The sequence below is a fragment of the Mesorhizobium sp. M1423 genome, assembly GCF_040317575.1.
In the GTDB taxonomy this organism is placed as follows: domain Bacteria; phylum Pseudomonadota; class Alphaproteobacteria; order Rhizobiales; family Rhizobiaceae; genus Mesorhizobium.
On record NZ_JAMYKU010000008.1, the window covers coordinates 81,889 to 96,502 of the forward strand.

Consider the following 14,614-nt stretch of genomic DNA (forward strand, 5'->3'; position numbering starts at 1 on the left):
GACTGCGGGAGGCCGGGCAGAAATCGTTAGGCTGCGCGATTTTAGCTTGGCGCCCATCCATGCCGTCCATCCGTCACGCGCAAGCCGCTGCGAGGAACTCGACGTAAGCGGCCCGTTGCGCCCCTGTGCAGCCCATAGTCGGCGGTCCTTCCTGTTGCGCAGGAAGCCATTTCGTCTCTATGAGAAACGATATTGGGAATGTCGCATATCGATTTCGGAAAGAGCTTCGCTCATCTCGATCGGCTAGGTCTCAATAGCCATTTGCTCCGACTTCCACTAATTTCGGCGACAAGGACGACAAGGAGCACCCGCATGTCGAAGCTGAAGCAATTGAGCGACCTTGATCTCAAGCTCCTTCGGGTCTTTGTCGTAATTGTTGAACAGGGCAGCTTTGCCGCGGCTCAAGGGCAACTCAATATCTCCCAGTCGGTATTGAGCGAAAATCTCAAGTCACTTGAGATCAGATTGGGCATCCGGTTATGCGATCGTGGGCCAGGCGGCTTTCGAGTCCTGCCGGAAGGCAAGGATGTCTATGCCGCAGCAAAACGCCTCTTTTTGGCTGTGGACGATTTCAAGTTCGACTTGGCGAGTGTGGGGGACGGACTTTCAGGCGAGTTAGTCCTGGCGCTGGAGGATGACGTTATCGTCAATCCGGCATCGCGAATTCCGGAGGCCTTGAAGGAATACGTAAACTCATACGGACGCCGGATAAAGCTCAAAATCGAGATAATGGCCGGTTTCCAGGTCTTGAGCAAAGTTGCCGACGGCACCGCACAGATCGGCATAACCGTCGCGGTAGACAGAACTCGGCTTCGGGGAATCCAATCAATTCCCCTTTTCAAAGAGACCCTGCGTTTATACTGTGCCGAAGGTCACGAGTTGTACTCCGACAATAGCCCTCTGGCGCAGCAGAAAATTCGTGAATATCATTATTCTAGTCGAGGTCACCTTGAGCCGGAGAATTTCGCTGGCACGCTGAAGGCGGGAGACACCGAAGACATCGGATTGGGAGCGCAGGCTCAGCTTGCACTGATCCTGTCCGGGCGCAACGTGGGATATGTACCGGATTACATCGCTGCTTCATACGTCGTTTCGGGGAAGTTGAAGCAAATTGGCGAGGTGGGTTCGGAGAATGACGTAGTCGCTGCCGTGAGGTCCAAAAACGCTGGTTTGAAGCCGATTGAGCAGTTGGTCCGAGTGCTTGAAAGGGTTCACGGCAAGCAGACGAAATAGGGTCGGCCTGTCCTCATAAGGGCGAAACAAAGTTCGTCCGTTGCGTATAGTGAGTGCGCTGTTCTCGGCGCATCATTCCCCTTCGAAAGAAGAGGATACAGCCGTGCTCCAGAAACGTCCCTCCGTCGGGCCACTAGATTCACTCCAAGTTCCTCGTTTTGCCGGCATATCTACGTTTATGCGGCTACCGCACCTGCCAGATGGCGCTGATGTGGATATCGGCATCGTCGGGGTGCCCTTCGATTTTCCGACGAACCGCGGTGGAACGAGGCACGGCCCGTCCCAGGTTCGCGAAATGTCGCGCCTCATACGACGCTTTCCAGCGGGAGGCGGGGAGTCGCCATACGACATTTGTACCATTGCAGATCTCGGCGATGCTCCGTTCAATCCTCTGGATGCCCAGAGCGCCGTTGAAGGCATTTCAGCATACTTCAGCGTACTGGCCGAGAAAGGCATTACCCCTGTGGTCTGCGGTGGCGATCATGGAGTGACCTATTTCGTACTGCGCGGAACGGTCACGACGAGTCCGGTCGGCTTTATCCAGTTCGACGCCCACCCAGACACCAACGACGAGCTTTACGGAGATCGCTACAACCACGGCACATTGCTGGCGCGAGGTGTCGAGGAAGGCCTGATAGACCCGAAGCGCGCCGTGACGGTAGGGCTTCGAGGCTCGCGCTTTAGCCGTGAGGACCGTGCATTCAATGAAAAGCACGGCATGCGTATCATAGATTTCGATGAGTTTGAGGCGATGGGCCGCGCGGCTGTCATCAACGAGATCAAGCGCATCGTCGGGACCGGCCCCACCTATCTGACATTCGATATCGACGTACTCGATTCCGCCCACGTGCCGGGAACCGGGTCGCCCGAGCCGGGCGGTCTGAGCATGCGCGACGCCCAAGTGGTGCTTCGTGGCCTCGAAGGACTGGATCTCATAGGAGCCGACATGTGCGAGGTATCGCCACCACTTGATCCACAAGGCATCACGGCTCTCAACGGAGCCAACATCCTGTTCGAGCTGTTGTGCATAGTCGCTCCGGCCGTCTCGAAACGTTTAGCCAAGCGCTGAGGATCTTACATGCTCTCGACGGATTTGAAGCGCCCGGCACGAGGCGGCGCGCAGGACCTCTTCTACTCGCAAGCCAACACCAAGGGGCTTCCCACCATCGTCCGTGGCGATGGAGTCTACATCTTCGACGACAAGGGAAACCGGTTCCTGGACGTAATTTCGGGAGCCATGGCCGCTTCCTTGGGGCAAGGCAACGAACGCGTTCTCAAGGCAATGTACGACCAGGGGATGAAGCACACCTTCTCCTACGTCAGGGTCAGCCGACATTTGCCGAATGCCGTCCTTACCGAGAAGGTGGCCGCGCTCGCCGGACCGGGTTTCGAGCGCGTCCATCTGTCGTCGGGAGGGTCGGAATCGGTTGAGATGGCGATAAAGTTCCTTCGCCAGTACAGCTACGCCAAGGGCGATAGGTCGAAGACGAAAGTCATAACCCTCATGCCCTCCTACCATGGCGGCACGCTGGCGACGATCGGCTGGACCGGGGACGAGGATGCCGCAGCCGTCTGGGGGCCGATGGCCGTGTTCGGCGAGAAAATCCCCGCTCCGCTTTCTTATCGCCCGCCGTTCGGGTTCACTTCCGAAGAGGGGGCGCTTGGCGTTTCGGCCGCACTTGAAGCCAAGATCGTGGAACTCGGCGCGGAAAACGTGCTCGCATTCATGATGGAGCCGATCGGCGGTCAATCGACGGGCGCCAATGTACCCCATCCGATCTTCTTCTCAGAGGTCCACCGGATCTGCCGGAAATACGGCGTGTTCCTGGTTTTTGACGAGATCGTCAGCGCTTGTCGCTCAGGAAAATTCCTCGCGGCACATCACTATCCGGCTTTCAAACCGGACGTCGTCATTACGGCAAAGGGACTTGGCGCAACCTATACGCCGATCGGCGCGATGATGGCGTCGGCGGAGATGGTAGACGAGCTTGCCGCTCTCACAGGCTTCAATCTCTCGCACACATACAATGCCAATCCCATCACCTGTGCAGGCGCGGCCGCCGTGCTGGATGAAATGACGGAACGCAATCTGATTGCCAACGCATCCCATCTGGGTGCGAAGTTGCGCGCCCGGTTGGAGAGCATCAAGGAAAACTCACCGGTGGTGGGCGACGTTCGCGGCCAAGGCCTGATGCTGGCCATCGAATATGTTCGCGACAAACAGACCAAAGAGGTCTTCTCCGAGGAAATTTATGCGAGCGACCGCATTCGCCAGATCGGCGTCGATCACGGCCTGATGCTCTATTCGCGCCGGCAAAATGGCGGCCGCTATGGTGAGTGGTCTGTCGTCTGCCCGCCACTGATCATTACCGAAGAGCAGATAGACGATCTGGCGGACCGCCTGGAACGCACGCTTGAAGTCTTTGCCGACGAAATGACAAGGGCGGGTGTGCTGTGATGCGGTACGAGGAATACCAGTTTCTGAAATTCGATCGCCGGCCGAACGGGGTCCTTCTGGTAACCATAAATCGCCCCGAAAAGCTGAATGCCGCCAACAACGTGCTGCATCACGAGCTTGCAGAGGTTTGGCTGACGGTAAAGACCGACCCGGAGGTTCGGGTCATCGTCATCACCGGCGCGGGTCGAGCCTTCTGCGTAGGCGGCGATCTGAACGACGAAGTGGCCAAACTCGGCAACATTGATCCTGTCATCGAGATGGGAGAACTGGCGCTGCGCATCGTCTACAACATGCTTCATCTCGATAAGCCGATCATTTCAGCCATCAACGGCCCTGCTGCTGGAGCCGGGCTCGCGGTGGCGCTAACTGCTGATATCTCCATCATCGCTGAAGATGCCCGGATCACGGATGCACATGTGAACATTGGCGTCGCCTCCGGCGACCACGCCGTCATGCACTGGCCGCTCTACTGCGGTCTTCCCAAGGCGAAGCTATACCTTTTGACAGCAGACCTTCTGGACGGTCGCGAAGCTGAGCGCATTGGCCTGGTCTCGATGTGCAAGCCGCTGAGCGAGCTCATGGACACGGCCATGGACCTTGCCGACCGAATTGCGCGCAAGCCGCAGAGGGCCGTGCAATGGACAAAGCGTTGCCTCAACCACTGGCTGCGCCAGGCAGCGCCGATACTCGACCTGTCGGTTGCTTATGAGGGCCTCAATTTCATGGAGCCCGACGCAAAGGAAGGGCTGGAAGCTTTCCTGCAGAAACGTCAACCAAATTTTCCCTCGACGCGGTGAAACTCGATGCATGTCGCTCATTTCGTCCATCGATCAGCGGTTCGCTACCCGCAGAGACCATTGTGGTTGGGCGATGATTTCACGATCAGCTATGCCGAAGGCTCTGCGCGGCTCAATCGCGTTTCCAACGCGCTGCTTGCGCGGGGAAAACAGGGCGACAGGGTCGCCATCCTGTCCTCCAATCGCTTCGAGGCCTTTGAAGTCTACCTCGCGGCGATGAATGCAGGCATGGCGGCGGTGCCGCTGAACCCCAAGCAGCACCCGAGTGAACAACTGTTTGCGGTGTCCGATTCCCAGGCCCGCTTCATGGTCTTTTCTCCCGAGTTTGCACCCGTGGCCGCGTCCATTCGGCAGGGGGTGCAACAGGTCGAGCATTGGATCGGGATCGATGGAACCGAGCCCGAAATCATCCCCTATCTCACCCTGAGCGAATATGCCGACTGTTCACCACCCGCCGTAACAATCGAGCCCGATGACCTGGCCTGGTTGTTTTATACTTCGGGAACCACTGGCGTGCCCAAGGGAGCGATGGAGACCCATCGCAACCTCGTCACGATGGTTCAGCAGTTCAGGCAGGTCCTGCTCGCCGATGCCGACGAACACGACGTCATGCTTCACCTTGCGCCAATCGCGCACGGCACGGCGAGCGTCGGGCTGGCTCACCTTGCCGTCGGCGCCGCGCAGGCCTTCCCGCTCTCCCGCAGCTTCGAACCGGACAAGGTCTTCGAAGCTATCGAGCGCTACGGTGTTACCGCAAGTTTTCTCGCCCCCACCATGGTGCAGCTGCTTCTAAAGTCTCCCAACGCCGGAAACTACAACCTTCGCAGCCTCAAGAATGTGATCTACGGCGGCGGACCGATGTACGTCGAAGTGCTCAAGCAGGCGATCGAAACGTTCGGCTGCGTGTTCAGCCAAATCTATGGCCAGGGCGAGGCACCGATGACCTGCGCGGGACTTCACAAATCCGAGCATGTGGCTACCGAATCGGCTGCCCGGCTAGGATCGGCAGGTCGCGAAATGCCGGGCGTGATGATCCGCATTGTCGACGCCGACGGCAACCCGCTAGGTGCGGACGTCCACGGCGAGATCACCGTCCGGTCGGATCTGGTCATGAAAGGCTATTGGAACCGTCCCGATGCGACCGCGGAAACCCTTCGCAACGGATGGCTCCATACCGGGGATATCGGCTATCTCGACAAGGACGGGTTTTTGTTTGTGACCGACCGTATCAAGGACATGATCATTTCGGGAGGAGCCAACATCTTTCCTCGCGAAATCGAGGAAATCTTGCTGCAGCACGATGCGGTCGGAGAGGTCGCGGTTATCGGCGTTCCCGACGACCAATGGGGAGAGTCGGTCAAGGCTCTGGTCGTCTTGCGGGAGGGTCGGACAGCGACAGGCCCGGAACTTATCGAATTCTGCCGCGCGCGGATCGCCTCATACAAGAAGCCCAAATCCATCGATTTCGTGGACGGACTGCCCAAGAGCGCCTTCGGAAAAGTCCTCAAGCGTGAACTCCGGTCCAGCCACTGGAAGGACCAAGCCCGGAAGATCTGATTGGTCCCCGCCTAACCCGTGGCGCGCATGACGATGCCGCCGGGAAAACTGATTTCAACGTGTCGGGCCGCCATGAGCGCTTCCCAACAGGAGAGCGGAATGCACCTTCCCATGCAAATGAAAGCGATGGTCCTGACAGGACATGGCGGGCTGGAAAAGCTTGAGTACAGGGACGTTCCCGTGCCCGTTGTGGCCGCTGGAGACGTCCTGATAAAAGTCGCGGCCTGCGGCGTAAACAACACGGACATCAATACGCGAACGGGCTGGTATGCTCCCAGCGTGAAGACTGCCTTGACGGAAGAAATCGGCCTGCGAGGCGTTTCCGCCGAGGCGCAAGATCTTGGGAGTTGGGATCGCGCGTCGCTGCAGTTTCCCCGCATACAAGGGGCAGATGCGACAGGAACGATCGTGGAGGTTGGCACCGACGTTCCGAGATCCCGGATCGGCGAGCGGGTCATAACCGATCCCTGCATTCGGGACGCGCGCCTTCCGCCTTTGTCCCAAGGCGTCCTGTATTTCGGAAGCGAATGTGACGGGGGCTACGCCGAGTATACCAAAATCCCCAGTGGCAATGCCGTAAAAATCACCAGCACGCTTTCTGATGAGGATCTTGCGAGCTTTGCCTGCTCTTACTCCACGGGCGAGGAAATGCTGGTGCGCGTCAACCTTCAGGCCGGGGAAACGGTGCTGATAACCGGGGCGTCGGGAGGCGTTGGATCAGCACTCGTGCAGCTGGCCAAACGTCGTGGCGCGCGGGTTATCGCCGTCGGCGGAAAATCCAAGGAACAGTCCATTCGAGCCCTCGGTGCTGACGACTTCATTCCCCGAGAACGAGGCGATCTGTTTGAAGCGGTCACTGAGATTGTGGGGTTGCGTGAGATCGATGCCGTTGCCGATGTGACCGGCGGCCCCACCTTCTCGCAGATGTTGCGCGTTCTTCGCCGCGCTGGCCGGTACGTGTCGGCGGGCGCGATTGCGGGCCCATGCCCCGAGATCGACCTGCGTGACCTCATCTACAAGGATCTACAGATGTGGGGGGTGGGAAATCCGCAGGCGAGCACCTTCGCTGCGCTGGTCGGCTATATCGAGCGCGGTGAGATCAAGCCGCTCGTCGCAAAGACGTTTGCCCTGAGCGAACTCAGAGAGGCGCACACCGAATTCGTTTCAAAGAAGCATGTCGGAAAGATCGTTATCAAGATCTAGCTCCGAATTGAGGGATTGTCACGAATGCTTACTATCGATGCGCAGCGATTCATGGCGCGGCACGAGTCGCTGGCAAAGTGGGGGGCGACTGGCAAAGGAGGCGTCAATCGTCCGGCCCTGAGTGCCGATGAGACGGGGGCAAGACGAGAACTTCTCGACTGGGCAAGGAAACGCGACTTTGTGTGCTGCGTGGACCCGATCGGCAACCTTTTTGTCCGGCGCCAAGGGAGCTCGGCGAATGCCCTGCCCATTCGAATGGGCTCTCATCTGGACAGCCAGATGCCTGGCGGCAACTATGACGGGGTGTACGGGGTTCTCGCCGCCTTCGAGGTGCTTGAGACGCTGGAGGACAACGCATTCGCAGTCGATGCCCCGCTAGAGTTGGTCATCTGGAACAACGAAGAGGGGTGTCGCTTTCCCCCTACGACCATGGGATCGGCGGTTCATGGTGGCTCCCTGTCCCTGGACCAGGCGCTGTCTGCCGTCGACAGAGAGGGCATCAACGTTGGCCAGGCTTTGGAACGAAGCCTTCCGGCTCTTGGATCGCTGACGCCAGTCGACCTCGGATCACCCTGCAGCGGCTATATCGAAGCGCACATTGAGCAGGGCCCAGTACTTGAGGCACTCGGTCTTTCGGTCGGTGTTGTCAGCGGTATCCAGGGCATCGCGCAATTCGTATTCGAAGTTGAGGGCGAGGAGGCGCATGCAGGGACGACCCCCCGGGACAAGCGCAAGGATGCGCTGCGCGAGGCGATCAATCTCGTCGAAGAGTTGGCCTCGGCAATCGAGCACGACGATGATGTGCGCTTTACGGTCGGGAAGTTCGAGGTCGCGCCGGGGGCGATAAACACCGTCCCCGCCAAGGTGGTCTTCACACTGGATCTTCGACATCCCAACAGTGAAGAACTTGCACGCCTGATCCAAGTCGTCTTGGCAATGTGTTCCAGTCCGCGGCGCATCTGTGGCGTACAATGCAGGCAGGTCCTTAATTCTCCACCTGTCCAGTTCGACGCGGCGGTGACGGCGCTCATAGCGGATTCGTGCGCAAAAGCCGGCATCGAGACGATGACGCTGCCATCTGGAGCAACCCACGATGCCAAGCATATGGCGGAACTTTGCCCGTCAGGCATGATATTCATTCCCTGCCGGGATGGCATCAGCCATAGCGATCGGGAACATGCCAGCGCGCCGGATATGATCCAGGGCGCCAACATTCTGTTGGCGTCCGTCGTTCGGCTAGCCGACCTGAAACACGAACGCGTCTAGCTGGGAGAGAGTTTCATGTCCATGCAATCCAATTGGAGTTTCCCCACTGACGTTCGATTTGGTGCAGGCAGAATTCGCGAGCTGCCGCAGGCCCTTCGCGACGCGGGCATCCGAAATCCGCTGTTCGTGACCGACCGGGGCCTCGCGTCACTGCCGATTACAACATCCACGCTCGATATCCTCCGGGATGCAGGCATGGAGGCGGCGGTGTTTTCCGACGTACGAGCCAACCCGGTCCAGAAGGGCGTGGAGGACGGTGTGCGCATGTTTCGAGATGGGAAGCATGACGGTGTAGTCGCGTTCGGCGGCGGGTCGGCGCTGGACACCGGCAAGACGATCGCCTTCATGGCGCATCAGAAGGGCACATTGTGGGATTACGACTTCCTCAACGGATATTGGGATCGCGCCGATCCATCCGCGATGGCGCCGTTCGTCACTGTCCCGACCACGGCCGGAACGGGCTCCGATGTGGGACGCGGTGCGATGATCACCGATGAGGCCACGCACACCAAGAAGGTGGTGTTCCATCCGCTGATGAGGGCCAAGGTTGTCATCGCGGACCCCGAACTGACCGTAGGCATGCCTCGGCTCGTCACTGTCGGAACTGGGATGGACGCGCTCGCGCACTGCATCGAGTCGTTGTCAAGCGCCTACTATCATCCGATGTGCGACGCGATCGCCATCGAAGGTGTGCGCTTGATCTTCGAAAACCTTCCGAAGGCGTATTCGAATCCGAATGACGTCGAGGCCCGTGGTCATCTGATGAGCGCTGCTGCGATGGGTGCTGTCGCCTTTCAGAAAGGGATGGGCGCCGTCCACGCACTCTCGCATCCGGTCGGTGCGCTCTACGACACACATCACGGTATGACCAATGGCGTTTTCCTGCCCTATGTGATGATCGCAAACCGCTCAGCGATTGAAGACAAGATCGCACGCTTGGCCTCGTATCTCGGTCTTCCAAGAACCTTTGATGCGTTCCTTGAAGCTCTTATTTCGCTTCGAACGCGGCTCGGCGTACCGCACACGCTGGTCGGATTGAACGTGAACGGCGAGCGCCGCGACGAAATTGCAGAGATGGCGATCATCGATTCGTGCGCGCCTGAAAACCCCGTTGAACTGACACGGGAGCTGGCACTGGAGATATTCGATCGCGCCCTTGAAGGGCGCCTCAACTGAGCTGTCGAGAGAGGCTCTTCTGGCGTGGTGAGGAAGGTCCGTTTGCGGCAGGTGATGGACTGAGGCGCAACGCGTCGTCCAAGAGCTTGCGACGGCGGCCGGAAGTTAAATGTAGGTGGTCCGACGGCGCTACTTGAACAGTGTAAACCGCATGATCCGCCGCTCTGATTTGGAGCCGAAGTTTGGTTCGCTAATCGACAATAGTCAGGCAGTTGGGTGGAGCGCAGTATCGGCAGGCGGAGATGATGGCGGGTCGGACTGTGGATTGCGCGAGCCGGCCTGGTTGGCAAGCTCGCTCGTCACGAAGTTGAATGGAGGCTGCGACGATGAATGCTCATGACAGGTCGGGTTTGAATAAGAACCCACTCTCCAGCCACGAGCTCGAGAGGCTCGACCGCAGCACCAACCTTGCCGAGGGCCTGCCGGGGCGGGCCTACTATGATCCGTCCTTCTACGAGGCCGAGCGGAAGCATGTCTTCGCCGCCGGCTGGGTGGGCATCGGTTTCGCCAGCGACATCCCCAATCCTGGCGACGTCGTTCCCGTCAGCGTGGCCGGGTACGAGCTTATCCTGGTGCGGCTGAAGGACGGCAGCATCAAATGCTATCATAACATCTGCCGTCACCGCGGCATGAAGCTCGTCAAGGACAAGGGTAACGTCAGGACGATCCGCTGCTCCTATCATTGCTGGACCTACGGCCTGGAAGGCAATCTTCTGGCCACGCCCGCCATCGCCGGCGTCAATCAGAACAACGCCGAGAACTTCGACCTTTCCGAACTGTCCCTGATCGAGGTGCGCAGCGGCCAGTACTTCGACATCATCTTCGCCAACATCGACGGCAAGGCGGTCGAGCTCGAGACCTTCCTGAAGCCGGTACGTGACCGCGTCGAAGGGATCTTCGATTTATCCATCGTCAGGCCAGCGGATCCGGCGGCGGGCCGTGGCAGCCGAGACTTCGCGGTCAACTGGAAGATCGTCCTGGAGGGAGGAATCGAAGACTACCATCTGCCGTTCGTCCACAAGGCCTTCGACCACAGCAAGGACTACACTTCCGAAATCGGCGGCGAGGTCTATTCGGGCTTCTCGTCGCGGCGCTCGCTTGCCGACGCCCAGAAGCGCTACGCAACCAAGGCCTCGGACGGCAATGCGCTGCCCTTCTTCCCTGTCATGGAGGAGACCGGGGTCGCGCACGCGGTCATCCTGTTCATCTTCCCGGCCACGATCCTGACCTGCACGCCGAGCTACGTCTCCGCGTCTCTACAACTGCCGCGCGGGCCCACTTTGACCCACTACACTTCCCGCACCTACTTCATCGGCGATGCGGCCACCGCACCGGAATACAAGAAGTTGCGCGACGAGAACACCATCTACTGGAAGCAGGTTCTCGACGAGGACGACGGCCCCTGGACCCAGGTCCAGGCCATGGCGCCCATCCGCGAGGAACTCAACCTGCCGAGCCGTTTCTCTCCGCACTGGGAAGTCGCCCTCCACAACTTCCAGAAAACCGTCGCTGCAAAACTCAACAGCGCACAGTAGCCAGGCAGCCCTTCAGAGGGCCAGAGAGATTTGCCGAGATGGACAATGCACTGAAGCCCCGTAGCGTCATGCCGATGTTGGGGACCGCCAGTTCCGATACTTTCATGGGCGTCGCGGCGTGTAACAATCTCGACGACCTTGATGCCGCGATTGTTGTTCTCGGAATCCCATGCGCTACGCCGTATCCGGGCGCCGTCGAATACACCCAGGCAAATCTGGATGCACCGCGCGCAATACGAGACGGGCTGGCTATCTGGTCGGCAACAAAAGATCGATACGACTGGGATCTGGAGGGACTGCCGTTTTGCAGTGAGGAAGATCGTGTGTGTGACTACGGCGATCTGCCAACCCGCGTTGACATGCCTGAGGAAAATCGGAAGCTCATCCACGACACTATAGCCAGGATCGTCGAAAAGGGCGCCATACCGATCGTGCTGGGCGGCGATGATTCGGTTCCGGTTCCCGTCATCAAGGCGCTGTCGGCTAAAGCCAACGTGACCATTCTACAGATCGATGCCCACATCGACTGGCGCGATGAGGTCGCAGGGGAGCGCCATGGCCTCTCCAGCGTAATGCGGCGCGCGTCTGAAGAACCCCATGTCACCAATATGGTGCAGGTTGGCGCGCGCGGCTTAAGTTCGGCCGGCCCCCAGGAAGTCGCCGATGCAAAAGCTTGGGGCGTCAGGTTCTTTCCGGCACAGGCCGTCCGTCAAAAAGGCATTCAGCCGATCCTGGATGCCATTCCTTCCGAGTCTAATGTCCACATAAACCTCGACTTCGACGGGCTCGACCCGACAATCATGCCTGCTGTATTTTTTCCGGCGCCGGGCGGGCTGTTGTACTGGGAGGTCGTGGATCTCGTAAAAGGTGTCGCGGCGAAAGCAACGATATGCAGCATCGCGGCCGTGGAATTTGTTCCGTCGAAAGATCCGGACGGCAATTCCGCATTGACTGCGGGGCGGATCATATCATTGGCCATCGGCTCCATCCTGAAGAAATCATCGGTTTAGACGTCGGGCGGAACCACCGCGTCGGTCGCAACAAAAGGCCGCCGAAATATTCCCCCACTCTGTAAGGTAGAGGGCCGTCCGAAGCGCTGACGCTCGGCACCGCGCTTGTTTTTGTCCCATGTGTGTCGGGCAATGCCTGGCTAGCCTCGATCGTATTTGATCTGCCCCAAAAGGTGCGGCGCTGGCCGGGGTCGCGCAACGCTGGTGGGTGGCCCGGCGTCATGTCAGTCGAGAGCGGTCATGGTCTGGCAGAACGGCACATTCGCCGCAGGCCTCTACCATCTCAACTCGCTTTCCGGAAATAACCTCGTGTCGTTCGCTGTATTTGGGGGCTGGGCATCGGCGTGCTTCTGCGGCAGGCACACCGAAATACTTGCTAGTCTCATTTTCGAAATACGCGAATAGCTGCCCGCTAAGCTCGTTGTCGGCGCCGTAGATTGCTCGGCTAATCGACTAGATCAGGCAAAGTATCTTCGACGATGCTCAGATTTCGATCGAAAGTCTCGGTGTCGGACGCGTTGGCTCGGAGAGACCGCACCTTGTTCAGGATCGCCGCAACCGCCGCTTCCTTGTCGGGCGCTATGCTTGTTGTCACCGCTTTGGCCGCCAAAGCGGAAAAATCTATAGCGGCATAAGCTGGTGCGGCTGCAGCGTCTGTTACTTTCAGCCGGTCTTTCACGATTGCGCGCCGGCTTGGAGGCGGTGCTATACGGCCTGCTTTTGCGGCAAATGTCGCGCCGCGCCGCAGGCGGGTCTGCAAGAGGCCTGAGCGGTACGCCGGTGCTGTCGGCACAATCGTCGGGAGCGCAGGAGATGGAACGACCGCGGAAGCCTCCAATGCAGGGCTTTTCGTGCGCGAAGCGTCGGTAGAGGGGGGCAGGGGCATGAACGCGCGTTTGGCGAGTTGGCCGTCGGCGAAATAGAAATTGCGCGTGCCAAGGATCGGCAACTCGCCACGCGGCAATATGATGACCTTGTTCTTGTCGAGCGTTCGAATTTCATCCGGCCGCATGAGGGGCCGCCGCACTTCCTTGCGGTGCTCCGAGCGCGTGTAATAAGTGTCGAACAACGTTGCCTTGGTGCGCGTCACGTCCTTTTGCACGTCCGACGTTTCGCCGAGCTGCTCGGAGACGTAGCGCAGATCGTCAGCGTCCTGCGCACCGAAAAAGATCTGTACGCGAGCAGCGTTAATGAGGGTCTTGCGCCCCTCCTGGCGATAAATCTCGTCCACCGCCTTCAGCGACTGTACGAAAAACCACATCGAAACGCCGTTACCGCCGAGCACGCTCGCCATTTCGGTGACGTTCTCGAGCTTGCCGAGGTTCTGGAACTCGTCGAGCAGCACAAGCACAGGATGCTCGTCCGGACGCGGCATACTTTCCGACATGAAGTTCATCATTTGCGTAATCAGGACGTTGAACAAAGGCCCGAGGGACGTAATCTGCTCGCGCCGCAGGTCGAGATAAAGAGAAATCCGGTCGCACTTGAGCCTGCGAATATCGAACGTGCTACGCGACGTAGCTCGCATCAGGCGCTCGTTGAGGAAAGGGGCCATGCCGGTGCGTACGCCGGCGTATATCCCGGAAAACTGCCGCTCAGACATCTCAAAATACGGCAACAGGGTTTGCAGCGTGAAATGCGAACATTCGCGGCGGCGTTCCTCTCGCAGCGAGGCGATGAATTCGAGGAGCGGCTGCTCGGCACCGTTCATGATCTCGAGGATTGTGGCGAAGGTTTTCTTCTCGTTTGGGATTGCAGGCGATTCCATGACGAAGGACGCAATGCCGGTAAAAAGGAGGCGGGCATCGTTGACCCAATAAGGGTCTGCATTTGAGGGCGGACGCGGAAACAGCGCCGCAGCGATATTGCGAAGGTCGATGTCGCGCTGGGCCGAATCCAGCGAGATGAAGTCCATGGGATTGTAGCATGCGGTATTGCCGTCCGGATCAGCCGGCGCAAAACGCACCACGCGGCTCATGGTCGAGCGGTAGCCTGCGGTCGCCGCATAGGTCTCGCCGCGCAGGTCGAGAACCACGAGCGAATGCGGCCAGGTCAAGGCGTTCGGTATGATGAGAGACGTGCCTTTACCGGAGCGCGGCGGCCCTATGACGAAGCCGCCGACATCATCGCCATCAATCCACAGTTTCTTGCCGCCGATCAGCTTGCGCTGCGTCAAGCGGATCTTGCCGGTGCGCTGATCGCGGCCGGGCGACAGAATTTCGGCAAGCCTGCCGCCAGCTCGGCCGACGAAGACGCCGCCCACTTTCGTCAGGCCGGTTTTCGACACGTCGCTGATCGTCATGAAGCGAGAGTCATGGCGCTTTCTCGGACGCATGAGAAACAGGCTGACTAGTGGCAAGAGAAACCCCAATGCTCCTG

Annotated in this window: 11 protein-coding genes; 10 read left to right on the forward strand and 1 reads right to left on the reverse strand. The window is 59.1% G+C overall.

From position 1 onward, the window contains the following. Positions 1-312: 312 nt before the first annotated feature. The 10 genes from NKG95_RS12420 (at position 313) to NKG95_RS12465 (ending at position 12,235) form a co-directional block, all read left to right on the forward strand. Positions 313-1,233, forward strand: coding sequence for a LysR family transcriptional regulator (locus tag NKG95_RS12420; protein ID WP_353040816.1), 921 nt, complete (start codon positions 313-315; stop codon positions 1,231-1,233). A gap of 103 nt (positions 1,234-1,336) precedes the next feature. Beyond that, entirely contained in the window at positions 1,337-2,302 is a 966-nt protein-coding gene (locus NKG95_RS12425) for an agmatinase (RefSeq protein ID WP_353040817.1), read from the forward strand. 9 nt (positions 2,303-2,311) lie between these two features. Further along, positions 2,312-3,691 (forward strand): aminotransferase family protein, encoded by a 1,380-nt coding sequence (locus tag NKG95_RS12430; protein ID WP_353040819.1) that lies wholly within the window; start codon positions 2,312-2,314, stop codon positions 3,689-3,691. Further along, positions 3,691-4,488, forward strand: a complete 798-nt coding sequence (locus NKG95_RS12435; protein WP_353040821.1) for an enoyl-CoA hydratase/isomerase family protein — start codon at positions 3,691-3,693, stop codon at positions 4,486-4,488. The genes NKG95_RS12430 and NKG95_RS12435 overlap by 1 nt, the downstream gene beginning before the upstream one ends. A 6-nt stretch (positions 4,489-4,494) precedes the next feature. Further along, positions 4,495-6,045 (forward strand): acyl-CoA synthetase, encoded by a 1,551-nt coding sequence (locus NKG95_RS12440; protein ID WP_353040823.1) that lies wholly within the window; start codon positions 4,495-4,497, stop codon positions 6,043-6,045. 99 nt (positions 6,046-6,144) lie between these two features. Continuing rightward, complete coding sequence (locus NKG95_RS12445) at positions 6,145-7,248, forward strand: alcohol dehydrogenase family protein (RefSeq protein WP_353040825.1); 1,104 nt, start codon at positions 6,145-6,147, stop codon at positions 7,246-7,248. Between the two features lie 24 nt (positions 7,249-7,272). Further along, on the forward strand, positions 7,273-8,514 hold the full coding sequence (locus tag NKG95_RS12450; RefSeq protein ID WP_353040827.1) for a M20 family metallo-hydrolase: 1,242 nt from the start codon (positions 7,273-7,275) through the stop codon (positions 8,512-8,514). Between the two features lie 15 nt (positions 8,515-8,529). Then, positions 8,530-9,690 (forward strand): iron-containing alcohol dehydrogenase, encoded by a 1,161-nt coding sequence (locus tag NKG95_RS12455; RefSeq protein ID WP_353040829.1) that lies wholly within the window; start codon positions 8,530-8,532, stop codon positions 9,688-9,690. Positions 9,691-10,016: 326 nt separating this feature from the next. Beyond that, positions 10,017-11,225 carry an aromatic ring-hydroxylating oxygenase subunit alpha gene (locus NKG95_RS12460; protein WP_353040831.1) on the forward strand — a complete coding sequence of 403 codons (1,209 nt, stop codon included), beginning with the start codon at positions 10,017-10,019 and terminating at the stop codon, positions 11,223-11,225. Positions 11,226-11,263: 38 nt separating this feature from the next. After that, complete coding sequence (locus NKG95_RS12465) at positions 11,264-12,235, forward strand: arginase family protein (protein WP_353040832.1); 972 nt, start codon at positions 11,264-11,266, stop codon at positions 12,233-12,235. A gap of 445 nt (positions 12,236-12,680) precedes the next feature. On the opposite strand, the gene NKG95_RS12470 is transcribed toward NKG95_RS12465, so the two are convergent. Further along, entirely contained in the window at positions 12,681-14,411 is a 1,731-nt protein-coding gene (locus tag NKG95_RS12470) for a type IV secretory system conjugative DNA transfer family protein (protein ID WP_353040833.1), read from the reverse strand. Between the last annotated feature and the right edge of the window lie 203 nt (positions 14,412-14,614).

Excerpts from the sequence above, each read along its gene's own strand:
- NKG95_RS12445 (WP_353040825.1), top strand. The coding sequence starts at position 6,145 with ATGCACCTTCCCATGCAAATGAAAGCGATGGTCCTGACAGGACATGGC.
- NKG95_RS12465 (WP_353040832.1), top strand. The coding sequence starts at position 11,264 with ATGGACAATGCACTGAAGCCCCGTAGCGTCATGCCGATGTTGGGGACC.
- NKG95_RS12435 (WP_353040821.1), top strand. The coding sequence starts at position 3,691 with ATGCGGTACGAGGAATACCAGTTTCTGAAATTCGATCGCCGGCCGAAC.
- NKG95_RS12420 (WP_353040816.1), top strand. The coding sequence starts at position 313 with ATGTCGAAGCTGAAGCAATTGAGCGACCTTGATCTCAAGCTCCTTCGG.
- NKG95_RS12460 (WP_353040831.1), top strand. The coding sequence starts at position 10,017 with ATGAATGCTCATGACAGGTCGGGTTTGAATAAGAACCCACTCTCCAGC.
- NKG95_RS12440 (WP_353040823.1), top strand. The coding sequence starts at position 4,495 with ATGCATGTCGCTCATTTCGTCCATCGATCAGCGGTTCGCTACCCGCAG.
- NKG95_RS12455 (WP_353040829.1), top strand. The coding sequence starts at position 8,530 with ATGTCCATGCAATCCAATTGGAGTTTCCCCACTGACGTTCGATTTGGT.
- NKG95_RS12430 (WP_353040819.1), top strand. The coding sequence starts at position 2,312 with ATGCTCTCGACGGATTTGAAGCGCCCGGCACGAGGCGGCGCGCAGGAC.
- NKG95_RS12450 (WP_353040827.1), top strand. The coding sequence starts at position 7,273 with ATGCTTACTATCGATGCGCAGCGATTCATGGCGCGGCACGAGTCGCTG.